At 67.6% G+C, this 24,687-nt stretch carries 23 protein-coding genes, 3 tRNA genes and 1 pseudogene; 14 read left to right on the top strand and 13 right to left on the bottom strand.

The genetic code is table 11. From position 1 onward, the window contains the following. The first annotated feature begins 102 nt into the window (after positions 1-102). Complete coding sequence (locus tag ACFFN1_RS03590; protein WP_376838685.1) at positions 103-384, top strand: helix-turn-helix domain-containing protein; 282 nt, start codon at positions 103-105, stop codon at positions 382-384. Here ACFFN1_RS03590 and ACFFN1_RS03585 read toward each other — a convergent pair. The 4 genes from ACFFN1_RS03585 to glsA form a co-directional block, all read right to left on the bottom strand. Beyond that, positions 341-417 (bottom strand) — tRNA-Met (locus ACFFN1_RS03585). The genes ACFFN1_RS03590 and ACFFN1_RS03585 overlap by 44 nt on opposite strands. A 26-nt stretch (positions 418-443) precedes the next feature. Further along, positions 444-516, bottom strand: a tRNA-Thr gene (locus ACFFN1_RS03580). A gap of 56 nt (positions 517-572) precedes the next feature. Beyond that, positions 573-1,367, bottom strand: coding sequence for a glycerophosphodiester phosphodiesterase (locus ACFFN1_RS03575; protein WP_376838683.1), 795 nt, complete (start codon positions 1,365-1,367; stop codon positions 573-575). Then, positions 1,367-3,160: a glutaminase A gene (gene glsA / locus ACFFN1_RS03570; RefSeq protein WP_376838681.1), complete on the bottom strand. Its 1,794-nt coding sequence runs from the start codon at positions 3,158-3,160 to the stop codon at positions 1,367-1,369. Before glsA ends, ACFFN1_RS03575 begins: the two co-directional genes overlap by 1 nt. Before the next feature lie 429 nt (positions 3,161-3,589). Here glsA and ACFFN1_RS03565 point away from each other — a divergent pair, with 429 nt between their 5' ends. From ACFFN1_RS03565 to ACFFN1_RS03535, 7 genes are all read left to right on the top strand, one after another. Continuing rightward, positions 3,590-4,165, top strand: coding sequence for an alternate-type signal peptide domain-containing protein (locus tag ACFFN1_RS03565; protein WP_376838679.1), 576 nt, complete (start codon positions 3,590-3,592; stop codon positions 4,163-4,165). Between the two features lie 4 nt (positions 4,166-4,169). Next, entirely contained in the window at positions 4,170-4,796 is a 627-nt protein-coding gene (locus ACFFN1_RS03560) for a hypothetical protein (protein ID WP_376838677.1), read from the top strand. A 58-nt stretch (positions 4,797-4,854) separates the two neighbouring features. Further along, positions 4,855-6,072: a hypothetical protein gene (locus tag ACFFN1_RS03555; protein WP_376838675.1), complete on the top strand. Its 1,218-nt coding sequence runs from the start codon at positions 4,855-4,857 to the stop codon at positions 6,070-6,072. After that, on the top strand, positions 6,072-6,638 hold the full coding sequence (locus ACFFN1_RS03550; RefSeq protein ID WP_376838673.1) for a signal peptidase I: 567 nt from the start codon (positions 6,072-6,074) through the stop codon (positions 6,636-6,638). The genes ACFFN1_RS03555 and ACFFN1_RS03550 overlap by 1 nt, the downstream gene beginning before the upstream one ends. Continuing rightward, positions 6,631-7,395 carry an LPXTG cell wall anchor domain-containing protein gene (locus ACFFN1_RS03545; RefSeq protein WP_376838671.1) on the top strand — a complete coding sequence of 255 codons (765 nt, stop codon included), beginning with the start codon at positions 6,631-6,633 and terminating at the stop codon, positions 7,393-7,395. Before ACFFN1_RS03550 ends, ACFFN1_RS03545 begins: the two co-directional genes overlap by 8 nt. Before the next feature lie 110 nt (positions 7,396-7,505). Further along, complete coding sequence (locus tag ACFFN1_RS03540) at positions 7,506-7,961, top strand: hypothetical protein (protein WP_376838669.1); 456 nt, start codon at positions 7,506-7,508, stop codon at positions 7,959-7,961. Between the two features lie 28 nt (positions 7,962-7,989). Beyond that, positions 7,990-8,322, top strand: a complete 333-nt coding sequence (locus tag ACFFN1_RS03535; RefSeq protein WP_376838667.1) for a transcriptional regulator — start codon at positions 7,990-7,992, stop codon at positions 8,320-8,322. 82 nt (positions 8,323-8,404) lie between these two features. Here the strand turns inward: ACFFN1_RS03535 and ACFFN1_RS03530 are convergent. Continuing rightward, a tRNA-Tyr gene (locus ACFFN1_RS03530) sits at positions 8,405-8,486 on the bottom strand. A gap of 125 nt (positions 8,487-8,611) precedes the next feature. Between ACFFN1_RS03530 and ACFFN1_RS03525 the strand changes: the two genes are divergently transcribed. Beyond that, positions 8,612-9,103, top strand: coding sequence for a YajQ family cyclic di-GMP-binding protein (locus tag ACFFN1_RS03525; RefSeq protein ID WP_376838665.1), 492 nt, complete (start codon positions 8,612-8,614; stop codon positions 9,101-9,103). On the opposite strand, the gene ACFFN1_RS03520 is transcribed toward ACFFN1_RS03525, so the two are convergent. Continuing rightward, positions 9,094-10,407 (bottom strand): alpha/beta fold hydrolase, encoded by a 1,314-nt coding sequence (locus ACFFN1_RS03520; protein ID WP_376838664.1) that lies wholly within the window; start codon positions 10,405-10,407, stop codon positions 9,094-9,096. The genes ACFFN1_RS03525 and ACFFN1_RS03520 overlap by 10 nt on opposite strands. A 2-nt stretch (positions 10,408-10,409) precedes the next feature. Further along, positions 10,410-11,831, bottom strand: coding sequence for an FAD-dependent oxidoreductase (locus tag ACFFN1_RS03515; RefSeq protein WP_376838662.1), 1,422 nt, complete (start codon positions 11,829-11,831; stop codon positions 10,410-10,412). A gap of 121 nt (positions 11,832-11,952) precedes the next feature. Here ACFFN1_RS03515 and rarD point away from each other — a divergent pair, with 121 nt between their 5' ends. Further along, entirely contained in the window at positions 11,953-12,918 is a 966-nt protein-coding gene (rarD, locus tag ACFFN1_RS03510; RefSeq protein ID WP_376838660.1) for an EamA family transporter RarD, read from the top strand. Positions 12,919-12,945: 27 nt separating this feature from the next. Here rarD and ACFFN1_RS03505 read toward each other — a convergent pair whose 3' ends face one another. From ACFFN1_RS03505 to ACFFN1_RS03495, 3 genes are read right to left on the bottom strand one after another with little or no spacing between them, the layout of a single operon-like run. After that, complete coding sequence (locus ACFFN1_RS03505) at positions 12,946-13,977, bottom strand: polyprenyl synthetase family protein (RefSeq protein WP_376838658.1); 1,032 nt, start codon at positions 13,975-13,977, stop codon at positions 12,946-12,948. Between the two features lie 17 nt (positions 13,978-13,994). After that, positions 13,995-15,302, bottom strand: coding sequence for a geranylgeranyl reductase family protein (locus ACFFN1_RS03500; RefSeq protein WP_376838656.1), 1,308 nt, complete (start codon positions 15,300-15,302; stop codon positions 13,995-13,997). After that, entirely contained in the window at positions 15,299-16,027 is a 729-nt protein-coding gene (locus ACFFN1_RS03495) for a demethylmenaquinone methyltransferase (protein ID WP_376838654.1), read from the bottom strand. Before ACFFN1_RS03495 ends, ACFFN1_RS03500 begins: the two co-directional genes overlap by 4 nt. Positions 16,028-16,140: 113 nt before the next feature. Between ACFFN1_RS03495 and ACFFN1_RS03490 the strand changes: the two genes are divergently transcribed. Together ACFFN1_RS03490 and ACFFN1_RS03485 are read left to right on the top strand one after the other, a co-directional pair. Next, the gene (locus tag ACFFN1_RS03490) at positions 16,141-17,604 is read left to right on the top strand and encodes an isochorismate synthase (RefSeq protein WP_376838652.1); all 1,464 of its coding nucleotides are present in this window, start codon (positions 16,141-16,143) and stop codon (positions 17,602-17,604) included. After that, positions 17,597-18,112 carry a hypothetical protein gene (locus tag ACFFN1_RS03485; RefSeq protein ID WP_376838650.1) on the top strand — a complete coding sequence of 172 codons (516 nt, stop codon included), beginning with the start codon at positions 17,597-17,599 and terminating at the stop codon, positions 18,110-18,112. Before ACFFN1_RS03490 ends, ACFFN1_RS03485 begins: the two co-directional genes overlap by 8 nt. A gap of 27 nt (positions 18,113-18,139) precedes the next feature. Here the strand turns inward: ACFFN1_RS03485 and menD are convergent, their stop codons facing one another. Beyond that, positions 18,140-19,801 carry a 2-succinyl-5-enolpyruvyl-6-hydroxy-3-cyclohexene-1-carboxylic-acid synthase gene (menD, locus tag ACFFN1_RS03480; protein ID WP_376838648.1) on the bottom strand — a complete coding sequence of 554 codons (1,662 nt, stop codon included), beginning with the start codon at positions 19,799-19,801 and terminating at the stop codon, positions 18,140-18,142. Positions 19,802-19,890: 89 nt separating this feature from the next. Between menD and ACFFN1_RS03475 the strand changes: the two genes are divergently transcribed. Next, the gene (locus tag ACFFN1_RS03475; RefSeq protein WP_376838646.1) at positions 19,891-20,850 is read left to right on the top strand and encodes a CPBP family intramembrane glutamic endopeptidase; all 960 of its coding nucleotides are present in this window, start codon (positions 19,891-19,893) and stop codon (positions 20,848-20,850) included. A 97-nt stretch (positions 20,851-20,947) separates the two neighbouring features. Then, complete coding sequence (locus ACFFN1_RS03470; protein WP_376838644.1) at positions 20,948-22,423, top strand: alpha/beta hydrolase; 1,476 nt, start codon at positions 20,948-20,950, stop codon at positions 22,421-22,423. Between the two features lie 45 nt (positions 22,424-22,468). On the opposite strand, the gene ACFFN1_RS03465 is transcribed toward ACFFN1_RS03470, so the two are convergent. Together ACFFN1_RS03465 and ACFFN1_RS16855 are read right to left on the bottom strand one after the other, a co-directional pair. Continuing rightward, on the bottom strand, positions 22,469-23,488 hold the full coding sequence (locus ACFFN1_RS03465) for a GNAT family N-acetyltransferase (protein ID WP_376838642.1): 1,020 nt from the start codon (positions 23,486-23,488) through the stop codon (positions 22,469-22,471). Positions 23,489-24,383: 895 nt separating this feature from the next. Then, a pseudogene (locus ACFFN1_RS16855) lies at positions 24,384-24,687 on the bottom strand (IS1634 family transposase); the annotation flags it as partial.

Genomic DNA, 24,687 nt, shown 5'->3' with positions numbered 1-24,687 from the left:
CTCGCTCCAGCGCAGTTCGAGGAACACTACTACACTGAAACCAGTCGGCCAGTGGTGGCTGACGTACCGCTATGAACTCTCCACCAAACTCGGGGCGATCCAGTGGCCGCAGAGGTGCGCGCATGGCTAGCCCGTCGGGGCCTCAATCAGTTATGGCTCGCGGAACTCCTTGGTATCGGCCAGTCCGCCATCTCCAAGCGCCTACGGGGAGTGCTCCCGTTCTCAGTGCCCGAGCTGATGCTCACGGCTACTGCTCTGAATCTTTCGCTCGCCGAGTTGCTCGGTAATGAGCTCGTGAATGAGCGAAGCCCCCACCCGAAGGGTGGAGGCTCTGCTTCAGTGGTAGCGGGGGCGGGGCTCGATCCCGCGACCTCACGATTATGAGTCGTGCGCTCTAACCATCTGAGCTACCCCGCCGCGGTACCGCTTTCGAGCGGCACGAGAGCCCCGAAAGGGAATCGAACCCTTGACCTTCTCCTTACCATGGAGATGCTCTGCCGACTGAGCTATCGGGGCAACGAGAAAACACTATACACACTTTCCAAGCCCTGACAAAATCCGCTGCCCGGGTCTCAGTCCGCGTCGTATTTGGCGGCCAGATAGCCCTGCAGACGGCCCGGATGATCGGTGATGATGCCGTGCACGCCGGCGGCCATGAGCCGCTCCCAGTCCGCGGGAGAATTCGACGTCCACACGAAGCAGCCGTACCCCTCGGTCATGAACTCCTCCAGCAGCGGCTGCCGCAGGAAGAACCCGCGCCGAGACGGGTTGTAGAAGGTGACATCGAGCTCTGCGGCCAGGGTCTTGTCCTCTGGGCGGGGCACCATGCGCAGCAGACCGCGGGCGACCATCGGAATGAGGTCGCGCAGGATGGTGAGCGTCTTGGGCGAGAAGCTCTGCAGGATGAGCCGGTCGGCCATCCCGGTGGCCATGATGTCGTCGGTGACCTGGGCGATCGCACCCGGTGCCCAGTCGTCTTTGAACTCCAGCAGCAGATTGCCCTCGAAGTCGGCGAGGTTGCTCAGCACGGTGCGCAGCTTCGGCACCCGCTGGCCGATGAATCCCGGGCCCATCCACGAGCCGGCATCGGCCAGGGAGATCCGCTCATCGCTCATCTGCGAGGCGGTCCCCGACATCGTGGTGGTGCGCCCGAGCGTCGTATCGTGCAGCACGATCGGGGTGCCGGCGGCGCTGATGCCGATGTCGATCTCGATCCATTCGGCGCCGATGACGCGGGCGGCTTCGATGGCCGCCAGGGTGTTCTCCGGGGCCGCCCCGGAGTAGCCGCGGTGGGCGATCACCCACGGCTTGCTCTCACCGCCGGGCGTGTGCTCGTATCCGTGGTCGGCGAGGAACTGCTCCAACATCAGTTGACTCCTCGCATGATCTGCCCGAGGCGGATGAAGCCTTCGACCGCGATGGCCCGCCACAGCAGGGCCGCGGCTTCAGGATCGGTTTTCTCGAGCTTCTCGATGGCGCTCTTCGACAGCAGCTCGACGACGGTGGGCTCCGCCGCCCGGACATCGAAGGGCTGGTTGTAGACCTCGTTGAGCGCCAGCTCGCCGAAGGACATGCCGGCCACGAGCTGGGCGATGATCTCCCCGCCCTCGTCCTCAGCGGTCATCGTGTGGATCTCACCGGAGACGATGAAGCGGATGCCGTCGAACTCATCGCCGACCCGGCGCACCATCTCGCCGGTCTCGTACTCCTCGCGCTTGAGCAGGCTGACGAACTTCTTGCGGATCGTCTCATCAAGGCCGGAGAACATCAGCGGCGTGGCGATCGAATCGTCCGGGAAGCAGGAGTCATCGCCGAACTCGATGAGGATCTGATCCTCTGCCCAGGTGAGCGCATCGTTGCGGTCTTCGAAGATCTCGACCCGCATATCGACCGGCACCAGCAGCGAGTCCAAGCGGTCGAACGGGTCGACGAGCGCCAGCGCAGTGCCGACGTTCGCCAGGGCGGTCGCGAGCCGGGAGATCGCCTTGATCGACACCTCGGCGACGTGATCGGCACGTGAGAGGTCGACGACGACGCACACCGTCTCGCTGCCGAAGGTCGCGACCTCGCGGGAGAGGACTTCGATGCCGGAGAAGAGCAGATCGCCCATGACTTCGAGCACATGGGCGCGGCAGCCGTGCTCGGCGAGCACCGCCTCGGCGGATTCCGGGCGGCGGGTCGTCGAGGGCACATGGTCGATGGTCTCGTGCGCGCGGATCGTCGACAGGCCGGCCTTCGAGGTGCGCACGAAGTGCAGCTCCAAGTCGCGGGAGAGGATCCGGTGGGCTGCGAGCCCCCGCACGCTGGAGCCGTGCCGGTCGAGCGGCGGCGCATAGGTGGCGATGCCGAGCTGGCCGGGCAGCACGGAGATGATGCCGCCGCCCACGCCGCTCTTGGCGGGCATGCCGACGGAGGAGACCCAGTCGCCGGAGTCGTCGTACATGCCGCAGGTGAGCATGACGGACATGACGCGCTGGGCGACCGACCGGGAGAACACCCGCTTGCCGGTGACCGGATTGACGCCGAGGTTCGTCAGCGTCGAGGCCATGATCGACAGGTCCTTGCTGCTCGTGAGGATCGCGCACTGTCGGCTGTAGTCGTCGAAAGCCGGCAGCGGGTCGCCGTCGATGATGCCCCATGAGGCGAGGAACCACGACAGCGCGCGGTTGTGCATACCGCCGTCGCGGTCGGCCTCATAGGAGATCTCGTCGACCTCCAGCTGGCGGGCCGCGCAGTCGGACATGATGCGCAGGATCTTGTCGAAGACCTCGCCGTCGGAGTCCGGGAGAATCTGCGCGGTCGCAGCGATCGCACCGATGTTGATGAGCGGGTTCTTCGGCCTGCCGGTGTTGGCCTCGCTGGAAAGGTCCTTGAAGGAGGAGCCGGAGGGCTCGACGTCGATCTTCGAATCCATATACCGGAAGCCGCGGTCCTGCAGCGCGATCGCGTAGCAGAAGACCTTCGAGATCGACTGCATGGAGAAGGGCACCTCGGCGTCACCGGAGGTGTAGGTATATCCGTCAGCGGTCGTCATCGCCAGGCCGCACAGATCGGGGTCGGCCTCGGCGAGAGAGGGGTTGTTCTTCGGCTGTTCTCCGCCGTGAACATCGAAAAGACGCTCGTGCACGGAGTCGAGGTACTGCTGAATAGGCGAGTGCATGTCCTCAGGCTATCGGACACTTCGCCGCCGCGCAGGGCCGCCGAAGCGGGCGTTCGAACGCATTCCGATCAGATGTCAAGACGCAGATGAGCGATCTTCATCACTATTCCCGCCGCGGCTCCGCCCCGTTCACCTGACGACCTCAGATGCACTCATATGCATCTTGACTATATGCTCCTGACGGCATTTGCGCTGCAAAGCGGGGAGCAATCAGTCAAATGTCCATACATGAAAGTGGCCGCAAACGCGGTTGTATCCACATCGCGTGCAAGCAGCCCGCTTACCACGTCCTTCTGCGTCTGCAGATTCCACTACGCTGAAAGCGCTTCACCCTTTACACTAAAGCTTCACCCTGGCGATGGCACGATTCCCCCTCGATGTGCTCGCCGGTGAAGCTCGCTGCTCAATCCAACGTGAGGAACACCCCCCATGACTGATGCAACCGCTCAGAAGAAGCCCAACCGCCGTGCGCTCAAGGCCGTCGCTGCTGGCGCTGCCGGCGTCGCCCTGCTCGCCGGAATCGGCACGACGTTCGCCAAGTGGTTCGAAGAAGAGACCATCGGCGGCGGCGACATCACTGCCGGTCACCTCAACATGAACGTCGAGGGCGCCGAATGGACCGACGTCAACAACAACGTCGCCATCGACCCGGAGACCTTCCGCATGGTCCCCGGCGACAAGGTCGCCTACTCCGCGAAAGTCACCCCTGACCTCGTGGGCGACAACCTCGAAGCTACGCTGAAGGTCGACACCGGCGATGCTCTCATCGGCGACCTCGGCAAGATCGTCAAGGTCGAGACCGTGTTCGGCGGAGCCCCCACCGGCGGCCCCGACGAGATGACGGTGACCCCGGATATGAGCGGCAATCCGATCGAGGTGTCGGTCACCATCACGTTCCCGCTCAACAACCCCGACACCGGCGAGCGCTGGGACGACGCCGGCGAGGACGGCACGGTCGATCTCCAGGAGATCACGGTCGAACTGGAGCAGAACAACAACCCTTGATCCGATGACCGTTGCATCCGCGCGACGGGTAGCGGCAGCTGCGCTGGCCGCCGGTCTGGGACTGGTCTTCCTGTCCCAGACCGGCGCCACCTTGGCCAAGTGGTACGAGGAGTCCGCACTGCCGGGCGCCCACGACATCACCACCGGCAGCCTGACGCTGACTGCAGGGGAGTCCTATCCTGTGCAGCTGCACAGCCGGTTCTCCCCATCCGAGCGGACCTTCACCGGCGGCACCGCATGTGTGGCGCCGGAGGGCTTCGTTGCCTGCCGGCAGCTCACCACCGCCGAACTTGCCGACCAGCTGCTGCTGCCCGGCGACCAGCTGCTCATCCAGGAGGCCTTCCACGCCTCCGGAGACGGCACGAACCTGGTAGCCGAGGTGCAGATCGACCGCAGCGATGCTGCTGGCAGCCTGCCGGCCGGCACCACCTCGAACTCAGAGTTCCTGCGCGAGGGCCAGCCGGTCACCGCACCGGTCGAGATCAGCGGAACCGACCCGGCAGAGGTCAAGGACGCCGAGTGGCTGGTGCGCACAAAGCTCACCACGCCCGAAGAGTGGCCGGCCTCTTTCGGGACCAGCAGCATCGACCTCGGCGCACTGACCATCAGCATCCGCCAGGTGGCGCCTTAGACCGACACCGCAGGCAGGCAACTTGAACCGGCAGCGTACGATACGAAAGGAGTACACCGTGAGACGCACGTGGATCACTCCACTGTCCATCGCGGCAGTGCTCCTCGTCTTCATCGCCGCCTTCATCGCCCCAACCGGCGCGACGCTGGCACGGTGGTATGAAGAGTTCACCACTGACGAGGTGACGGCGACTTCTGATGAGTACACCTTCGAATTCGCTGATAAGCCCGACTTCACGGAAAACCCGGATCCGGCCTCTCCGCCGACATGGAACCATCCGGGCATCGAGGTGACGAACGACTCGCAGACCCTGTCGCGGCAGATGCGCATCACGCGCACAACGCTGACCAACCGCTACCGCTACGGCTCGACTGCACCGAACATCTACCTCGATCCGATCCGCAACTCCCGCATCGTCTACGCGCTGGCCCCGGCCGGCGAGACCTCATGTCACAGCAAAGGCCATGAGACCGTGTGGACGGTCAAGGAGGCTGGCATCGCGGCTCCCGCCGGCGGCGTCTACACTGCGCCCACCGGCGGCGCGACGTTCACCCTGCCTCCGGGTGAGACGCGGCTGCTGTGCATGCGCGTCGACCTCAACACGGCCTCCATCACCACTGAGGATCGCCGCGTGCTGCTGCGCCGCTTCGCCGGCGCCGGCATCAGGGCCAACACGGAGGTCGAAGCCGCCCAGAATCTCTCGACCGACGGCACGGAGAGCGCGGACATCACCAGCTTCTACCGCGTGGCACTGCCCCAGCCGATCCCATCGCCGAACTTCAACAGCAGCAACGGCACCATTGTGGGCTGTGTCAATGGCAGGCAGAGAAGCACCTCCGGCTATATGAGGCTGGTGTGGGAGTGGTCGGCAAGCACGACGACCGCAGAGTTGGCGAACATCATCGACCGCTGGGAGGTCTGGTCACGGCCGACCGGCGGCAGTTGGGCGAAGATCACCGACTCAGCCGTCCTGCGCAAGGACGACGGTCTGCTCGCCGAGCGGTTCCCTGGCGGCAACATCCCGGAGGACCAGCGTCAGGTGTTCGTCGAACGCGGCATCATCCGCGGTCCCGGACTCAACGGCGTCCCTGCTTACCGCGACTTCGTCATCGTCGGTGTCATGAAGAACATCGAGCAGACGAAGTTCGTCATCTCAGAGGGCTGGAACCTGTCCTGGGACGGCGACATCGGTAAGCAGAACTACCGCTGCGAAAGCAACATCGTCCCGACCACCAACCTCACCGGCGGACCGAATATGCCGGGCAAGGAGTGGTGATGCGCACCCTCCTGAAATGGCTGCTGTGGCTCATCGCCGCCGCCCTGACCGCGCTGCTGCTGGCGATGGTCGTCATCCCCCGGCTCATGGGCTGGGCGCCGCTGACCGTGCTGACCGGTTCGATGGAGCCGACGATCCCGGTCGGCTCGCAGGTCTACGTCAAGCCGATCGACACCGTCGATGACATCCAGGCAGGTGACATCATCACCTTCATGCCCAACCCCGATGACGAGACGCTCGTGACCCACCGCGTCGTCGGCATCGGCGTCGACGGCTCTGGAGAGAAGTCCTTCACCGTCCAGGGTGATGCCAACAACGCCCCAGATCCGGAACCGCTCATGCCCAAGCAGATCAAGGGCGTTGTCGTCTACCACCTGCCCTATGCCGGCCATCTGGCGCTCGGCATCGACGGTCAGGTGAAGCTGCTGACGATCACGGTGCTCGGCATCGCCCTCATCGGCTATGCGCTCTGGCAGCTGGTGCTCATCGTCCGCGCCCGCCGCCGCAGCGACGGCGCTGCAGAGGACGCGGCAGCCGCTGCCGAGGAGGTGCGCGCCGATGCCTGAGATCCTCCCCCGCCCTGTGCGCACGCGTGCGTCCCGTGCTGCCGCCTGCGCGGCCGTCCTCTCGCTGGCGCTCATCGCGCTGCTCGGCGCCGTCTGCCTGTCGGCCGGCCCGGCTGCAGCCGCCGGCAAGGTGCAGGTGTCCGTCGATGAGCGGACCTGGAGCGATGAGCTGCCTCGCCGGCTCTTCGACAGCGTCGAGCGCGTCGTCCCCGGCGACTGGGTCAGCGATGCGATCTGGGTCCGCAATGTCACTGCTGATCCGCTCGATGTCGCCGTGCAGATGCGCTGGATCGGGCCCGAGGCGGAGAGCGCCTTCGATGATGTCCTCACCATCGGCATGAACGGCCGGTCGGTCACTGTCGGACAGCTGAAGGAGGAGCCGCTGACTGTCAGGCTCGGCGATCTGGGACCCGATGAGGTGGCGCGGCTCGAGGCCGAGGCGCATCTGCTGCAGTCGGCCGGCAATGCCACCGAGCAGAAGGACCTGGAGTTCGAGCTTGTCCTCCAGCTCAGCGCAGGCTCCGCCCCGTCTCCCGGCCCCTCGGACTCCCCTTCAGACGATCCCAGCAGCGACCCCTCCGATGAGGCAGAGCCGCCGCAGGACGATGACGACTCCCGCCAGCTCCCCCTGCCGCGCACCGGTACCGAGGCGCTGCTGCTCGTCATCGCAGGGCTCGTGGTGATCGGCGCCGGCATCGCCGCGCTGCTGGCTTCGCGCCGTCGCCGCACCACCGACGAGGATCGTCGGAAGCGCTGAGACAGAACTGAGAAGATTCCTTCGCCTCAACAACTTGCCACTATAGAAAGTGGTTGCTCGTCTGACACCAGTTGCAGAAAGCGACACTCCACGCTACCGAAGGGGTCATCATGACCGACCGCAGCTCAGCACAGACCCACGAACTCCCTGATCCAGCCGAAGCCCGCGCATCGCTCGCCGCCGCCGAGGAGGCCCGCACCACCTCGGCCCGGGCCAACACCCTGCCGCTGTCCGCCGGCCTGCTGGCCTCCGGCTCCGCGATGACATGCGGTTCGCTCGTCGTCGCCGCCGATGCCGAGGCCGGCGGCTCGCCGATGTTCGTCCTGCGCATCCTGCTCTCCCTCGCCCTGCTCATCCCCGGCGGGGTCATCTACTCCGCCGCCCGCTCATGGGCCCGCCGCGACACGGCCCTGCTCGTCACCGTCCTGCTCCTGCAGGTGGGCGCCTACATCGCCGCAGCGATGACGGCGAATCTGCTCGCCATGCCGCTGTACGCGGATCTGGCTGCCGGCTTCATCATCCTCGTGACGACGGTGGCGATGGTCGTGCAGCGCCGCCACGCATGAGCCGGCGGATCGACGGAGAGGAGGCGAGATGAGCACCCATCAGGATGCGACTGCGCAGCTGTGCCCGCTGCTGACGAACCCGACGCGGCTGGCGCTCGTCGCCGGACTCCGCGGCTGCGTCCGGGCGGACTTCCGCACGATCCGCGAGCAGCTCGGCGTCACCGACTCGACGCTGTCGAAGCACGTCTCCGCGCTCGAAGGCGATGGGATCGTCGCGGTGCGCAAGGGATTCGTCGGCAAGCGTGCCCGCACCTGGCTGAGTCTCACAACAGCGGGCCGGAAGACCTATGACGCGCATATGGCCGGGCTGCGACAGATCGCAGACCTCGCATTCGCCGAGGCCGAGGCGGAGGAGGGCTGAGCGCCGGAGGACACCTGAGCACCCGCCGCGCAGCTCAGGGGACGGCGAAGGCCCGAGGCGCGAGCGCCTCGGGCCTTGGCTGTGGCAGGTATAGGATTCGAACCTATGAAGGCAATGCCGGCTGATTTACAGTCAGCTCCCTTTGGCCGCTCGGGCAACCTGCCAGGTGTCTGCTTGAGGCGCATGCGCGCTCAAGCACCTATGGAAGGATACTAGCTTCGTCGGCGAAACGCCAACTCTCCGACGGCTTAGACTGGTGTGCGAACCGTCACCGTCATCAGGAGGATCCATGGCCAGCGAATCGTCATTCGACATCGTCTCCGAAGTCGACCGGCAGGAAGCCGACAACGCCCTGAACCAGGCGGCAAAGGAGATCCGCTCCCGCTACGACTTCAAGGGCACCGACGCCTCGATTGAATGGTCCGGCGAGTCGATCATGATGAAGGCCGTGAGCGAGGACCGGGTCAAGGCCGTGCTCGATGTCTTCCAGTCCAAGCTCGTGCGCCGCGGCATCTCGCTCAAGTCGCTGGAGACCGGCGACCCGTACGCCTCGGGCAAGGAGTACCGACTGGAGGGTCACCTCAAGGAGGGCATCGACAAGGAGAACGCGAAGAAGATCGCCACGATCATCCGCGATGAGGGCCCCAAGGGCGTCAAGCCGCAGATCCAGGGCGAGGAGCTGCGGGTGAGCTCGAAGAAGCGCGATGATCTGCAGGCGGTCATCGCCCTGCTCAAGGGCAAGGACCTCGACGTCGACCTGCAGTTCACCAACTACCGCTGACTGGGTCGCTGGCTGGCCGGTCGCAGCCGGTCGGCCAGCAGGCTGGCGCGCAGCATCCCGCCGAGGCGGTGCGAGCCTGAACCGGAGCGCCGGCGGCTGGCCGCAGCCAGCTCGTCTGCCCGCGGGCGCCGACCGGCGGCATGCGCGGTGACAACGGCGAGGAACAGCCCAGCGTGTGTGTCGAGAGCGCTGTGCCCGTGGCCGGCAACCGGAATGAGCGCGCCGTCGGGTGCGTCAGCTGCAATGCGTGCGGCGATGCTGCGTGGAGTGCGCAGGTCGCGATTCCCGGAGATCACGGTCACCGGGGCCTGCAGCCGTTTGAGCGCTGCCGGCAGATCATAGGGCTCTCCGGCGAACGGGGTGAACCGGCCGCCTGCGTCTCCGAAGTCCGCTGAGAAGTCGAAGAGGCTGCCGCGGCCCGGCAGCGCATAGCCGAGTTCGCGCACTGCGATCTCACCGACGAGGTCGAACTCCATGATGTGCGGTCTGCGCGATTCGAGCTCGGCGGTGGTGAGCTTCGTCAGCAGCGCCTGCGTCCATCCGGCGCGGCCGAGGGCGATCTGGTTGAGCAGCCGGTCGAGTGTGCCGACCCCGGCGAACTCGAAGACCGAGCGCACCATGCGGCCGAGGTCCTGCTGACCGATGAGCTGGGAGCCGGCGAGGTCGCGGATCTTCATCGCCACCCGCTCGGTTCCGGGCAGGTCAGCGGCAGGATCGACGGGCCCGGCGATGCCGGGCACAGGGCCGATCTCGCTCAGCTCTGCCGGTGGGTGCCCCTCAAAGAGCAGCTGGAGGCTGTAGTCCTCGATGCGCTGGGGGAAGCTCGCGTCGATCATCGCCGAGTCGAGGACGAGGGCGGCGGTGCGCGCGGGATGGTCGGCGGCGAAGGCCTGGACCGCATAGCTGCCGTACGAGGATCCGGCGAGCACCGCCTCGGGAACGGATTCCGCATCCAGCACAGCGGCGATGTCATCGGCCACCGCAGCCACGCGCATCGCCTCACGAGGCAGATCCGCACCGTCTGTGTCACAGCGGGACAGGCCGATGCCGCGGTGCTCGATCATGATGACGTCGAGACCGGCGCGGGCGGCACGGGCGCGCAGGCCGGCGAACAGCACGAGGGAGCCGAGACCCGGCCCGCCGGGAACGATGACGATCGGCAGGCCGGCTGGGCGGGCGCCGGTTGCCGGCTGGCGGACGTAGCGGAGGTCGAACTCCGGGCCCGAGGCGGTGGCCGGCCGGCGCACCCGGCGCAGCCCGCGCACGGAGCGGGCGATGTGCTCGGCCCGCCCGGCGGTACCCACGATCAGCTTTCGCCGACGGCGACGGGGTCGGCTGCCTGGACGGCGCGGCGGGCTTCGGCGAGCATGCCCTCACGGGTGGCGATCTTGATCCGCTCACGGCCGTGCGGTTCGCCCAGCTGCTTCTCGGCGGCTTCGAGCCGGTGGTAGCCCTCCCAGTCGACGTAGTCGACGCCCTTGGCGGCAAGGCGTTCGATGATCGCATCCTCGCCTGGAGCCGACGGGGCCGGCAGCCGGCCGGCTACATGGTCTTCGATGAGGTGGGTGATCGTCTCGAGCGCATCGCCCTTGGTGTGGCCGATGAGGCCGACCGGACCGCGCTTGATCCAGCCGGTGGCGTAGACGCCGGGGATCCACGGAGCATCGGCCGATTCGGACTGCGCTGCAGCGTCGACGACCCGTCCTTCGTGGTTGGGGATGACACCCTTGCGCTGGTCGAAGGGCAGCTCGGTCAGCGGGCTGCCGAAGTAGCCGACAGCCCGGTACACGGCGTCGAGCGGCCAGTCAACGAAGCTGCCGGTGCCGGTGACGCCGCCGGAGCCGTCGAGCTCCTGGCGCTCGGTGCGCAGACCGGTGACGCCGGTCTCCGCATCGCCGAGCACCGCAACCGGAGCGTGCAGGAAGTGCAGGTGCAGGCGGCGCTTGGCACCGGTGGGCTCCCGCAGGGTGAAGTCGGTGAGCGTCTTGGTGACCTGCTTGGTCTGGTTGTTCGAGTGGATCTGCGCCATCGAGGCCTCGTCGAACTCGAAGTCCTCGGGGTAGACGATGATGTCGACGTCCTTGACATGGCCGAGTTCGCGCAGCTCCAGCGGCGTGAACTTCGCCTGCGCCGGGCCGCGGCGGCCGAAGACGTGGACATCGGTGACCTCGGAGCTGCGCAGCCCCTCGTACACGTGGTCCGGGATCTCCGTCGAGAGCATGTCATCGGCCTGCTTGGCCAGCACGCGGGCGACGTCGAGGGCGACGTTGCCGTTGCCGATGACGGCGACCTCCTTGGTGTCCAGCGGCCACTCCTGGGAGACATCGGGGTGGGCGTCGTACCAGTTGACGAAATCGGCTGCGCCATAGGAGCGGGGCAGGTCGATGCCGGGGATGTCGAGCTTGGCGTCGCTGAAGCAGCCGGTGGAGAAGATGACGGCATCGTAGTGCTGCTGCAGCTCTTCACGGGTGATGTCGGTGCCGTAGTCGACATTGGCGAACAGTCGGATGTCGCCGCGGTCGAGGACTTTGATGAGGGCATTCGTGATGCCCTTGATGCGCGGATGGTCGGGCGCCACGCCGTAGCGCACGAGTCCGAAGGGGGCGGGGAGACGCTCGAAGAGATCGATGCTGACGTCGAATTCCCGTTCAGCCTTGGTCAGCAGGTCAGCGGCGTAGATGCCAGCCGGGCCCGCGCCGATGATGGCTACCCGGAGAGGACGAGTCATAACACACCTTTCACCTTGTCGACTTTCGATTCTAACGTTCCCACGCCGGTTGTCGACCCCTCAGCCTGCCAGTATGTGGGAAGTCACAGTGGCGGCGGGCCTGTGGACTAGACTGCCGTTCGTGACTGAACGCCAGCTGACTGATGAGGAGTCCGCACGCCGCCGCTCGGGCCTCATCCTCGGGCTCTCCGGCTATCTCTTCTGGGGCGGGATGCCGATCGTGTTCGCCGCTGCCGAACCGTCGACACCGCTGGAGATCCTCTGCCACCGGATCCTGTGGTCCCTCGTCTTCTGCACGATCCTGCTGATCTTCGCCCGCGGGTTCCGCCGCGTCTTCGCAGCGATCCGCGACCCGCGAGTGTTCGGCACCCTGGCGCTGGCCGCCGTCGTCATCTCGCTCAACTGGCTCGGCTTCCTCATCGGCGTGAGCCTCAACCGGGTCGTCGAGATCTCCCTCGGCTACTTCTTCAATCCGCTCGTCACGGTGCTCATCGGCGTCATCTTCTTAGGCGAGCGGCTGCGCAGACTGCAGTGGGCGGCGATCATCGTCGGCTGCATCGCCGTCATCGTCATCGCGGTCGGCTACGGGCAGATGCCGTGGCTCGCGCTGCTCGTGGCCTTCTCCTTCGGCCTCTACGGCCTCATCAAGAACCGGGTCGGCGGAAAGGTCGGCGCACTCGAAGGACTGACAGTCGAGACCGCGGTGCTCGCCCCGCTGTGCCTGGGCTATCTCATCGTCCTCACCGCCACCGGCGCATCGCACTTCGGCACCGAGGGCACCGGCCACGTCCTCATCATGCTCTCCCTCGGCCCCATCACCGCGATCCCGCTCATCCTCTTCGGCGCGGCCACCCGCCGGGTGCCGCTGTCATGGGTGGGCCTCATGCAGTACGTCACCCCGACGATCCAGTTCATCATCGGCATCACCGTCCTCGGTGAGCAGATGCCGCTGGCGCGCTGGATCGGATTCTTCATCATCTGGGCGGCCGTCATCATGCTGACAGCCGATATGCTGCGCTTCTCCCGCGCCCCGCGCCGGCGCCGCGTGCCGCTGCCCGGGAAGGAGAAGCCGGCCGCAGCAGAGTGAGCTCAGCAGCGCCTGCGCAGCCCCAGCTCAGGCGACGCGGCTGACGACGGTGTCGGCGAACTCGATGAGGCTGTCCTTGACCCAGCCGGCCGGCAGGGACTCCAGGGCAGCGATCGCGGCATCGGCCCAGCGCCGGGCCTCAGCCCGCACCTCGGCGGTCACCGGATGCGCAGCGAGCGCGACCCGGGCGGTCTCCAGCGCCTCATCGGAGGACAGGTCCGCAGCGAGCAGCTCGACGATCCGCTGCGCCTCGGCATCACCGGCGTCAGCGGCCCGCTGAGCGTAGAGCACCGGCAGGGTCGGGACACCTTCGCGCAGGTCGGTGCCGGGCGTCTTGCCGGACACCTCGGGGTCGGAGGTCAGGTCGATGATGTCATCAGCGATCTGGAAGGCCACGCCGATCCGCTCACCGAAGTCGCGCAGCACCGGCACATGCGCCTCCGGCGCCCCGGAGGCCAGCAGCCCGAACTCGCAGGCCCCGGCGATGAGGGAGCCGGTCTTATCGGCCAGCACCTGCAGATAGTGCGCGACCGGATCGTCGCCGGGCTGCGGGCCGGCGAACTCGTTGAGCTGGCCGAGCACGAGGCGTTCGAATGTCCGCGCCTGCAGCTCGACAGCTGCGACGCCAAGCTCGGCGGACAGCAGAGAGGCGCGGGCGAAGAGCAGGTCGCCGGTGAGGATCGCGACCGAATTACCCCACACCTCGTGCGCGGCCTGCGCCCCACGGCGCACCGGCGCATCGTCCATGACATCGTCGTGGTAGAGCGTCGCGAGGTGGATGAGCTCGACGGCAGCGGCGGCCTTGACGACATCGACAGCCGTCGGGTCACCGTATTCGGAGGCCAGCAGCACGAGCATCGGGCGCACCCGCTTGCCGCCGGCGCGCAGCAGGTGGTGGCTGGCCTCATCGGGCAGCCGTTCGGTCTGCGCCACAGCGGCGTCGAGGAACTCCTCGACCGCGTCGAGGCGCTCGGCGAGCACGGCGGAGAGATCCGATCCGCTGCCGGCGAATGCGACCGGCGACAGCGGACCCGCCATGGGTGTCGAATGCTTCGTCATGTCCGTTCCGTCTGCCCTCAGTCGTTCGTCGTCGCCGGTGTCAGCCTCGTCAGCGCAGTGATGACATAGTCGTAGGTGTCCCGGTCGGTGGTCGTTCCATCCTGGTAGAGGTTCGCCAGCAGTTTGACGACGAAGGTCATCACCAGCTTGCTACTCATACCGTACTTGATGCCGAGCCTCATGAGCTCCGGACGCCCGATGAGATCGGCGAAGACCCGCCCGAGCGTGAAGTAGGAGCCGAAGCTCTGCCGCACCGCGGCCGGATATTCGGCCAGGCGGCGCCGGCGGGCGGCCTCGGGATAGCGGGCGTAGGTGGCGATCACCTCGGCGGCGATGCGGGCGGCTTCCATGCCGTAGTCGATGCCCTCGCCGTTGAAGGGGTTGACCATTCCGCCGGCGTCGCCGATGAGCAGCATGCCGCGGTGGAAGTGCGGGGTGCGGTTGAAAGCCATCGGCAGGGCCGCTGAGCGCACCGGGGTCAGTTCGGTGGTCTCGTCGATGTCCCATTCGTGGCCCATTGCGGCGATCCATTCGCGCAGCACCGCCCGATAGTCGACCTGCCCGAAGGCCGGGGAGGTGTTGAGCATCCCGAGTCCGACGTTGACGGTGCCGTCGCCGAGCGGGAACAGCCAGCCGTAGCCGGGCATCACCTCGCCGCCGGTCGCCTCGCCGCCGGTGGGTGCGGTGAGTTCGACCCAGCTTTCGATGTAGTCATCGGCATGGCGCGGGGAGGAGTGGTAGGTGCGCACGGCCACGCCCATCGGCCGGTCGTCGCGCTTCTCGATGCCCATGGCCACAGCCATGCGGGAGGACACGCCGTCGGCGGCGATGACGACCGGGGCGCGGAAGGTCAGCTCGGGGCCGGTCTTGCGGCCGCGTTCATCGGTGGTCCGGGCCGCGACACCGGTGACCCAGCCGTCGGCGCCGAGGATCGGATGGGTGGCCATCGTGTTCTCATGCAGGCGCGCGCCGCACGCGGCTGCGAAGCCGGCGAGGTCGGCGTCGAGCTTCATGCGCGGGCGGGTGAGCCCGTGATCGGGCATGCCGGGCACGTCGGGCCAGTCGATCTCCAGGCGGTGGCCGGCGCCGATGAGCCTGAGCCCGCGGTTGGGATGCCAGCCGTCCTCGCGACGGGTCGGGAGGCCGAGGCGCTGGGTTTCGCGCACGGCACGCGGGGTGAGCGCGTCGCCGCAGATCTTGTCGCGTGGGAAGGAGGCCTTCTCCAAAAGGGCGACCTCGAACCCTGCCCGGGCGAGGTGGGCGGCTGCGGTCGAGCCGGCCGGTCCTGCACCGACGATGACGACGTCGGCGTCGATGTGGGTCATGCCGTCGGGCTGCCGGCCGGGTTCTGCCCGGCGGCGGGCTTGAGGGCGTGGTGGATGGCGACGATGCCGCCGGTGAGGTTGCGGTACTTCACCTGGTCGTAGCCGGCAGCGAAGATCTGCCGGGCGAAGGTGTCCTGGTCCGGCCAGCTGCGGATCGACTCGGCGAGGTAGACGTAGGCTTCGGGGTTCGAGCTCACGGCCTTCGCCAGGGCCGGCAGCGCGGCCATGATGTACTCCTTGTACGCCACGGCGAAGGGCGCGAAGGTCGGGGTGGAGAATTCGGCGATGACAAGCCGGCCGCCGGGTTTGAGGACGCGCAGGATCTCGGTCAGCGCCGCGTCGACATCCTGGAAGTTGCGGATGCCGTAGGTGATCGTCACCGCATCGAAGTGATCATCGGCGAACGGCAGGTCGAGGGCATCGGCGTAGACGAACTCGATGTCCGGGTAGCGCTTCCGACCGACTGCCAGCATCCCCTCGGAGATGTCGCCGGCCACCACCTCGGCGCCGGCGCGCACATAGGGAACGGACGAGGCACCGGTCCCGGCGGCCAGATCGAGGATCTTCTCACCTGGTTTCGGGGCCACCGCCTCGGTGTTGGCGATGCGCCACAGGCGCGAAATCCCGAAGGTCATGACGTCGTTGGTGAGGTCGTAGCGCGCGGCGACGTCGTCGAACATCGACGCGACGTCGGCAGCCTGTTTGTCCAGCTGGGCCCGGTTCATTGCCCTATCGTCTCAACTGAGCCGCCCGGGAGCCAATCGGGGCCCGGAGGCGTGACGCGGACTGCTCGCGGTGCCTGCCGCCGGGACCGGTGAACACGTAGGATGGCATGAATATGGACAGGATCGATGTGAGCGATGACGACCCTGGGCTGCCGCGGTTTGCGGTGCGTTCATGGTTCATCGACGGCCTCAGCCCCCATGCCCCGGTGCCCTTCACCCACGGGCTGCCGACGACGCCGCAGGAGTTCATCTCCCAGCTGCCGGCCTCAGGATTCTCCTGCTGGGTGCGGCACACCTCCGGACTCGTCGGCTTCGGCCGGGCAGCCCGGCTGACCGCCACCGGTGCCCGCCGGTTCGCCGACCTCGACCGGGCCTGGCAGCAGATCGTGGCGACCTCGGACATCGACGATCCGGTCGGTCTGCCGGGTTCGGGGCTCATGTGCTTCTCGGCGGTGACGTTCTCCGCCCGGTCGCAGGCCACCTCGGTCATCGACATCCCCCGCTATCTGCTCGGCCGGCGCGATGGGCGCGTGTGGCTCACCTCGATCGAACCGTTCGGCACGCGCAGCCCAGACGCCGGCGACAGCACAGACCCTGCCGGCGAGCCGGAGCTCGTCCTCGCCCCCACCCCGATCCGCCGGCCGACCGGCGCCATCCGCCAGCCCGGTCATACGACCGGGGCGGACTACCTCGACATCGTCGCCCGAGCGAGTGCGCTCATGCGGGAGCAGACCGGTGCGCAGGCACTGAAGAAGGTCGTGCTCGCCCGCGATGAGCTCATCGAGACCCCCGACGAGATCGACGTGCGAGCGTTGCTCGCCGCTCTCAACTCCGCCTATCCGGGCTGCTGGACCTTCGATGTCGCCGGTCTCATCGGCGCGACTCCGGAGCTGCTCGTCGGCGTCGAGGACGGCCGCCTCACCACCCGGGTGCTCGCCGGCACCTACCGGGTCGAGGACGATCCGCGCGCCGAACTCGCCGCGGCCCGCGAACTGCTGGGCAAGGCGAAGGACCAGGAGGAGCACCGCTATGCGATCGAGTCGATCGTCGCGCCGCTGGCCCGCCTGACCGATCAGCTGCATGTCGATGCGGAGCCGCACCTGCTGCAGCTGGCCAATGTCATCCACCTGGCCTCCGACGCCTCGGGCACGCTGACAGCCCGCGACGGGCAGATGCCGACTGCGCTGGCCGTTGCCGAGGCGGTCCATCCGACTGCTGCGATCGGCGGGGTGCCGACGCCGCTGGCTGCCGCGACGATCGCCGAGTACGAGCACACCGACCGGGGCCGGTTCTCCGGGCCGGTGGGCTGGATGGACTCAGCCGGCAACGGGCAGTTCGGCATCGCCCTGCGGTGCGGCCAGTTCGAGGCCCGCAACCGCATCCGGCTCTTCGCCGGGGCTGGGATCATGCCCGATTCCGATCCGCTGGCCGAACTGGTCGAGACCGGTGCGAAGTTCGCGCCGATGCGCACCGCCCTTGGCATCGACCCGCAGGCCGCGGTCGCCGAGGAGCGCGCGGCGGCCATGTCGACGGATGCAGCACCCACGGCTGCTGAGCGGGAGGGAAGTCATGCGTAGGTCCGGGTATCTGGCGATCTTCGCAGGTGCGGTCATCGTCGCGTTCAGTGCGCTCATCAGCTTCCTGCTCAGGTTCTTCGGCGACGGGGTGCCGGCTGGTCAGGAGTTCGTCCTCACCGTCGCCGCCGTGCTCATCGCCACCGGCTTCGGCCTGCAGGTAGCGAGCACGGTCGCCGGGTCCTTCGACGACGGCACCGGTGACCATGACGGCGATGCCGAGCACGACGTCACCTCCGGCGGCACCCGGCACGACGACTCGCGTCGCGAATTCACCGACTCAGCCGAGAACCCAACTACAGCACTCGGCAAGGTCGCCAACATCGTCGTCTACGCCGGGGCCGGGACGTTCCTCATCGGCTATGTCACCGGCCTCTTCGCCCCATCCGACGGCGGGGCGACCACCGCCGCGGTCATCATGCTCGCAGCCGGCGTCATCCTCATCGCCGGAGTGGCTCTCAGTCTCATCGCTGCTGCCCGCAGGCGCGCGCTGCGCCGCGGCAGCGCCTGAATCCTGCGGCGGTGGCTGAGGCCAGACTCAGCTGGCTGCTGGGCTGGCCACGGACGGCAACGGCACCTCGATGATGCCCGGCTCGCCAGCCGCGAGCACCCGGGCAAGCGCCTCGGCACTGTCGACCTGTGTGTGCGGCCAGCCGTAGCCGGCAGCCAGATCAGCGAAGTCCCGGCCGTGCGGGGTGGCGAAGTAGCGTTCGAAGTAGGGCATGAGGTGCTCCTGGCCGTGTTCGAGTCCGGCGAAGATCTGCCCGCCGTCGTCATTCAGCACGATGATCTGCAGCGCTGGCAGCTTCTCACCTGCTTCGCGCAGCAGCCCGCCGATCTCATGCAGCATCGCCAGATCCCCGATGATGAGCCGCACCGGCACCTCGGGCTCCAGCACCCGGGAGAACCCGGTGGCTGTTGAGATGAGCCCGTCGATGCCGGCCAGTCCGCGCGAGGCATGCACATGCGCGCGCTTCTCGACCGGGACGGCGTGGATGGTCTCGGCGATGACGCGGATGGCCGAGGAGCTGGCTGCATAGACGTGCGGGCGCACATCGCCCGCGGCGGTGAGCGCCGCCTGCACGAATGCCGCCCGCCGGCTGCCCAGCACACCCACCTGCCGGCCGGCTTCGATCCAGCGGCCCGACCAGCCGCCGGCACCAGCAGGACGTTCGGCCTCGCGTTCAGCTTCCAGTGCTGCGGCGAGACCCACCTCGGCGCCGGCGGGGATGCGGATGATCTGCCGGTCGGAGGCCAGCAGCTTCGCATCGGGCCTGAACAGGGTCGGCTTGCCGATGACCACGACCCGCTGGCACCCGTCGAGAAGCTCTGGGCGGGCCTCGAGGACCTGCGGGTGGGCCGGCACCGCGGCGCTGGAGTCGACGAGCAGACAGGAGGGTTCGGCCAGGATCGGCACACCGGTGGCTTCCAATGCCGCGGCGAGACCTGCGAGCGGGAAGCCGTGAACATCCCCGGCAAGCACGATCGTCTCCCCGCTCGCCTCGGTCAGCGCTTCGGCAGCGGCGGTGATCTGCGCCGTCTCCACTGTCTCGGTCACGGGGATCGGCGCGGGGACCGGCGGGCACGTGAGCTCGGCGGTCCAGTCGTCTGCCGCCTCGGCGGCGGTGGGCACGAGCGGGACGTCGAACTGGACGTTGATCTGCACCGGTCCCGGCTGCCCACCCGGCCCGGCACCGCAGGCCGCTGCCAGGCAGCACCCGGCGATCCCCTCGGCATCGGGGGCGCCGGCGGGGATGTCGCAGCCGGTGAGCGCCTCGGGCAGCATCGTCGCCTGCGCATCGAGAGTCTGATTGGCGCCGGTGCCGCGCAGCCGGGCCGGCCGGTCGGCGGTGAGCGCGATGAGCGGCAGGTGGGCGTAGGCGGCTTCGACGAACGCCGGGTGGAGGTTCGCGACCGCCGAACCCGAGGTGGTGACGACGGCGACCGGGCGGGGTCGCCCGGCGATCCGGTGGCCTTTGGCCAGACCGAGGGCGTGAAACGCTGCCGAGCGCTCGTCGATGCGCACGAACGTGTCGATCCGGCCGGCCGCGGTTGCCCGCGCGAGCGCATAGGTCAGCGGTGCTGACCGGGAGCCGGGGCAGATGACGACATCGCGCACCCCCGCGGCGGTCAGGGCGCGGACGACGGCGCGGGCCACCGCAGTCGAGGGCTGCAGCTGCTGATCAGGAGAGGTGTTCATCACCTCGATTCAACCACGCCCGCCCGGCAGCTGTTCCTGCTCCGGTCGCAGCGTGCCGGGCGCTCTGCGGGACAGCTTAGAATGTGCTCATGACCTACCCGCCGCATCCCTATCTGCTGCGCTCTGAGCCTGAGGAGCCCACGACGCAGCGCACGGACAGGCGGCGGATCCTGCAGCTGCTCGCCGGGATCGTCCTGTTCATCCTCACGAGCGTCGTATTGCTCACCGTCGACTGGGCGCTGCTGAACCTCTCTGGCCGCCCGATCGAGATCACCGATCCGGGCACCATTGCGCGGCCTGGCTGGATCGGCGTCATCAGCGCTTGCGCGGCCGCCGCCCTTGCGCTGCTGCTCTACCGGCTCATCGTCGGCTGGATCGGCGGTGATCCGGGTCAGGGGCTGCGCGGGGGCTCGAAGACCATTGAGTTCCTCTTCGGCATCACCGTCGGTGTCGCGGTCATCCTCGCAGCGATCGGCATCATCGCGCTGCTCGGCGGCTACCGGATCACCGGCATCCAGCTCAGTGACGGGATCCTCATCGGCCTGGCCGGCGGGATCAGCGCCGGTGTCATCGAGGAGATCGTCTTCCGCGGGATCCTGCTGCGGATCCTCGATGCGTGGTTCGGCTCGTGGGCTGCGCTCATCATCTCCTCAGCGCTGTTCGGTGCCGCGCATCTGGGCAATCCCGGCTCCAGCTGGTGGGGTGCGACCGCGATCGCCGTGGAGGCCGGTCTGCTGCTGGGCGGGGCCTATCTGCTCACCCGCCGGCTGTGGCTGCCGATCGGCATCCACGCCACGTGGAACTTCCTCTCCGGTGGCATCTTCAGCTCCCCGGTCTCCGGCGTCGGATCCGGGGACGGTCTGTTCGCTGCGACATTCTCCGGGCCGGACTGGCTGACCGGCGGGGATCTCGGCATGGAGGGATCGGTCATCACCGTCGCGGTGTGTTCGCTGGCCGGCCTGGCGATGCTCTTCCTCGCTCACCGGCAGGGCCAGCTGCTGCCGAGCGTGCGCACCGAGCGCCGCCTGGCAGCCAATTCCCGGCGCTGAGTCGCCTGCAGGTCTTCCGCCGTTCACCCAGGCGTCCTATCGTGTCTGGTGAGACCCCGTGTCGTGCCCACCGGATGCCGATCCCTGCAAGGATGCCATGATCCAGCGACGTCACATCATGCTCTCCGTCGGCGCGCGAGCCGTGCGCGCCCTGACCGCCGCCCGCAACCGGGCCGGTGAATTCCCCGGCCGCAACCAGACGCTGACCTTCCTCGGCCCCGAACCCACCGGCGAGGACGCCACTCGCTTCCATGTGCGCGAGAAGCGCAAACTCTCCCGCCGGCTGCGCGAGTTCTTCGTCTACTCCCCCGCCCTGTCACGCACCGTCGGGCTGCGGGTGCTGCTGCCGGGCACCCCGAGCGAGGTCGCCGACGTGATCTACCTCTTCCACGGCTCCGGCGATGACTTCCGCTCCTGGACCGACCTGGGTGCCGCCGAGCGGATCACCGCCGACAGCCCGTATCTCGTCGTCATGCCCGATGCCGGGGCGGCGAGCTACTCCACGCACGCCTTCGGCGACACGCTGCTCGACTGGCCGAAGTTCCACACCGGCGAGCTCGTCGACTTCGTCACCGGCCGCTACTCCGTCAACGCCGAACGCGACGGCCAGATTCTGGCCGGCCTGTCGATGGGCGGGTACGCGGCGATGAAGTACGCCGCCTGGCATCCCGACCGCTACTGTGCAGCCGCCGCATTCTCCTCCCCGCTCGACCCGCTTGCCGCCGTGCCGCTCATGGACATCATCTCCCTGCGCGAGGGCGGCGAACCGCGTTCGCTGTTCGGCGATCCGCGCCGTGACAAGGCCGAATGGCTGGCCAACTCCCCGCTGCACCTGGCGGAGAACCTCGCCGCCACCGATCTGTGGTTCACCGCCGGCTCCGGCGACCCCGACCCCGAGGAGGCCGAGGAGCACGTCGACGTGCTGGAGGCCAGCGTCAGCCACCACGGCAAGTCCTTCCACCAGCGGCTGAGCGAGCTGGGCATCCCGCACACGTGGAAGCCGCGCGCCACCGGCCTGCACAACTGGTTCGCCTGGCAGCGCGAACTCGGCGAGTGGATCACCGGCCTGCCGCAGCGGCTGGCCGCCCAGGCTGCCGCCGGCCGCCGTTCCCGAGGTGGTCGTCAGGTCTCCGATGGCGCATCATTCACCTTCATCACCGGTCTGCCGGTGTTCTCCGTGCACGGCTGGGAGGTCTCGATCTCGCGCAGGCGCTCGCAGCTGGTGACATTCGGGCAGGTGACGACTGCCGGGTTCACCCTCAACGGGGCGGGCACGTTCCGCATCCGCACTCCTGCGCTGTACCACCCGGGTCAGAAGTATGAACTGCGGATCTCTTCGCCGCTGTCGGAGTCAGTCTCGACGCTGCGCGCCGATGCGCAGGGCCGGCTCGACTTCACCGGCCGGATGGCCGGAGCGCTGCACGATCCGATCGTGCCCGGCCGGCGCACCCGCCACTTCCGCACCTGGGGCCAGGACGAGATCACGCATGTGACGATCGCACCCTGTGCACCGGCGCCGGCCGCGTCCACGGCCCGGAAGCGTCACCGCGGGGACGCCGCCGAGAAACGCTGACCTCTGCACCCAGGAGAGGAATCCCGGTGGCAGCCCAGGTGGCCGCTATGGGCGCAGCAGCCAGTGCGCGCGGACCGGCCGGTAGCCGCGCCGGATCCACAAGGGGCCGGAGAGCGGATTCTGTGCCGCGTAGCCGATGAGCAGCGCGTCGACGCCCTGTGCCCGCGCGTGGGCCTCTCCGGCGGCGAGCATCCGGCTGGCCAGTCCGGTGCCGCGCAGGTGCGGCTCGGTCCAGGCGAAGCCGACATAGGCGCTTGTACCCACGGTGAGGCCGGCGGCCGCCCAGGCGGACTCCTCGGGAGGGGTGATGGTGAGGTAGGCGTCGATGGTGCCCGGCTTTCGGCCGCGCACGATCGCCGACCAGCCGGGGCCGGCTGCGATCGCCTCGCGCGCATACTGGCGCATGGCCGCCTCGGTGTTCTCGCGCATGAGGTTGGACATGAACGCGGCATCGAAGGCCTGCAGCTTCATCATCCCGGCTGTCAGCGCGTCCTCATCAGCCTCCTCCGGCGCAGTGAACGGCAGATCCCCGGCCGGCACCTCGGGTGCGTCGCGGTCGAGGGCCCGCAGTCCGTCTACTGAGTCGAGGCGGAAGCCGGTGGCTGCCAGCGCCTGGGCGATGACCGCCTCGCGCGCGGGAATCGAGACGCGGATCGACCGATCCTGCTCAGCGATCGTCTCCCCGTCGCCGAACCTGCTGCCGGGACCACGGGCCGTCTCAGCATCCCGGGTCCGCGCCTCGGCGACGGCAGCGGCGAGCACCGCGGCGATCCCAGCGGCATCGGCTTCGGTGCCGACACGCAGTTGGATCGTGTGCGCCACCCGGGTGCCCCATACCGCAGCCGGGGTGTCGAGCCCGGAGACATGGGTGCGCACGACGGCCAGAGCGGCCGACGATTCGGGCACGGCAGCAGCCGGATCGGTCCCGACGACAGCGTCCCCGGGCTCAAGCTGCGGGACCCCCAGGGGCGCCCAGGCCGGATCGAGTGCGGCCAGCCGGGCGGTCTGCTCGGTGGTGAGCCGGGCGAGCGCGGCATGGGGTGCGGGATCGAAGACGGTGTCCATGCAGCGATCCTAGGCGCAGGCCCCAATGCCGCATACCCTGCAGAGCGCGGAGCACCACGACTCCTCATATGCGGCTAAATGCCTGCCGGATCAGGGGCTCAGGGTCTGCCGGCGCAACGCCCTTGCAGCCGCACCCGGTGACAACCCCAGCAAGGACCGACACCCTGAACTGGGAAGAGCCCGGTTATAGCGAAAAGTGATCTGGTACACTCGCTTTGATCGCGAAAGAAGGAGGTGAGAACACCATGACAGCTAAGCTCCGTGGTGGTATCAACCCGCCGCCTACTCTTGTTTGATCGAACCGTCTAGCGCTAGGCTCCTATCAGTGGCCTAGCGCTAGACTTTTTAGGAATTGTTAAACACTCCAACATACTCCCCAAAAAACCATCGCAACACCTTGCAACTAATAAACACTCGCGAGTCACCGCCAAACCAGAGTGAGTGAACTTCACTACGCAACTCACACCATGAATACCCATTACGGAAACTACATCACTACCTCAGCAGCATACTGCGAAAAACTATTTCGAACCGCAGAATTATTCTTTGCCGCGAACGCATTGGTCGAGCACCCAATCGCCGCAGACGCTCGCACCTCAGCGACTGATCTAGATCGAATTACAGCAGCCTTCGTCAACTGCTCACACATGGCCCGTTCCACGGTTTCTACGCTAATAGAGTTTCAAGAAGCACACGAAACTTACCCCAGCGATTCCATGATTTCAGTCAACTTCAGGGCACAGCTCCAGAACCTCGAAACCCTCCTGAGTTGCACAGGTTTAGTTACCCTTGCGCTGGTTCGGTCGGTGGTGTCTGAGGGCGTCGAGGATTGTGGTGGTCTCGGCTGGGATTTCTGGGGTGAAGGTGATGTCGTGTCCGTTGATGTTGCCGGNTCGTGGTAGCTGGCAATGACCTCGCTTGCGGGCATGATGGCGGCCTCGATGTTGGTGACGTAGCCTTTCCAGCCGGTGAGCTTCATCGCCTGCTCATAGGCCTTCTCATCGAAGGCTTTCTCCTCGTCAGCGACTTTCACGAACCGGGCCTTCTTCGCTGGCTTATCCCCATCGATGATCGCGATCGCGCGGCCGCGTTGCAGGTTCAGGGTCCGGGCATCTCGCAGGGCTCGTTTGCGCCGGTACTGCCAGATCGCCCGCCACTGATCCGGATGCTCCTGAGGGTTCCAGACGGGTTCACGCCTG

The organism is Brevibacterium otitidis (genome assembly GCF_042429315.1).
In the GTDB taxonomy this organism is placed as follows: Bacteria; Actinomycetota; Actinomycetes; order Actinomycetales; family Brevibacteriaceae; genus Brevibacterium; species Brevibacterium otitidis.
Note: the sequence above shows the minus strand (reverse complement) of the source record. Positions and strands in the feature narration are given on the sequence as shown.

What these genes read in the sequence shown, in the direction of transcription:
- ACFFN1_RS03575 (WP_376838683.1), bottom strand. Translation starts at nt 1,367, where the DNA reads ATGTTGGAGCAGTTCCTCGCCGACCACGGATACGAGCACACGCCCGGC.
- glsA (WP_376838681.1), bottom strand. Translation starts at nt 3,160, where the DNA reads ATGCACTCGCCTATTCAGCAGTACCTCGACTCCGTGCACGAGCGTCTT.
- ACFFN1_RS03565 (WP_376838679.1), top strand. Translation starts at nt 3,590, where the DNA reads ATGACTGATGCAACCGCTCAGAAGAAGCCCAACCGCCGTGCGCTCAAG.
- ACFFN1_RS03560 (WP_376838677.1), top strand. Translation starts at nt 4,170, where the DNA reads ATGACCGTTGCATCCGCGCGACGGGTAGCGGCAGCTGCGCTGGCCGCC.
- ACFFN1_RS03550 (WP_376838673.1), top strand. Translation starts at nt 6,072, where the DNA reads ATGCGCACCCTCCTGAAATGGCTGCTGTGGCTCATCGCCGCCGCCCTG.
- ACFFN1_RS03545 (WP_376838671.1), top strand. Translation starts at nt 6,631, where the DNA reads ATGCCTGAGATCCTCCCCCGCCCTGTGCGCACGCGTGCGTCCCGTGCT.
- ACFFN1_RS03540 (WP_376838669.1), top strand. Translation starts at nt 7,506, where the DNA reads ATGACCGACCGCAGCTCAGCACAGACCCACGAACTCCCTGATCCAGCC.
- ACFFN1_RS03535 (WP_376838667.1), top strand. Translation starts at nt 7,990, where the DNA reads ATGAGCACCCATCAGGATGCGACTGCGCAGCTGTGCCCGCTGCTGACG.
- ACFFN1_RS03525 (WP_376838665.1), top strand. Translation starts at nt 8,612, where the DNA reads ATGGCCAGCGAATCGTCATTCGACATCGTCTCCGAAGTCGACCGGCAG.
- ACFFN1_RS03515 (WP_376838662.1), bottom strand. Translation starts at nt 11,831, where the DNA reads ATGACTCGTCCTCTCCGGGTAGCCATCATCGGCGCGGGCCCGGCTGGC.
- ACFFN1_RS03505 (WP_376838658.1), bottom strand. Translation starts at nt 13,977, where the DNA reads ATGACGAAGCATTCGACACCCATGGCGGGTCCGCTGTCGCCGGTCGCA.
- ACFFN1_RS03500 (WP_376838656.1), bottom strand. Translation starts at nt 15,302, where the DNA reads ATGACCCACATCGACGCCGACGTCGTCATCGTCGGTGCAGGACCGGCC.
- ACFFN1_RS03495 (WP_376838654.1), bottom strand. Translation starts at nt 16,027, where the DNA reads ATGAACCGGGCCCAGCTGGACAAACAGGCTGCCGACGTCGCGTCGATG.
- ACFFN1_RS03490 (WP_376838652.1), top strand. Translation starts at nt 16,141, where the DNA reads ATGGACAGGATCGATGTGAGCGATGACGACCCTGGGCTGCCGCGGTTT.
- ACFFN1_RS03485 (WP_376838650.1), top strand. Translation starts at nt 17,597, where the DNA reads ATGCGTAGGTCCGGGTATCTGGCGATCTTCGCAGGTGCGGTCATCGTC.
- menD (WP_376838648.1), bottom strand. Translation starts at nt 19,801, where the DNA reads ATGAACACCTCTCCTGATCAGCAGCTGCAGCCCTCGACTGCGGTGGCC.
- ACFFN1_RS03475 (WP_376838646.1), top strand. Translation starts at nt 19,891, where the DNA reads ATGACCTACCCGCCGCATCCCTATCTGCTGCGCTCTGAGCCTGAGGAG.
- ACFFN1_RS03470 (WP_376838644.1), top strand. Translation starts at nt 20,948, where the DNA reads ATGATCCAGCGACGTCACATCATGCTCTCCGTCGGCGCGCGAGCCGTG.
- ACFFN1_RS03465 (WP_376838642.1), bottom strand. Translation starts at nt 23,488, where the DNA reads ATGGACACCGTCTTCGATCCCGCACCCCATGCCGCGCTCGCCCGGCTC.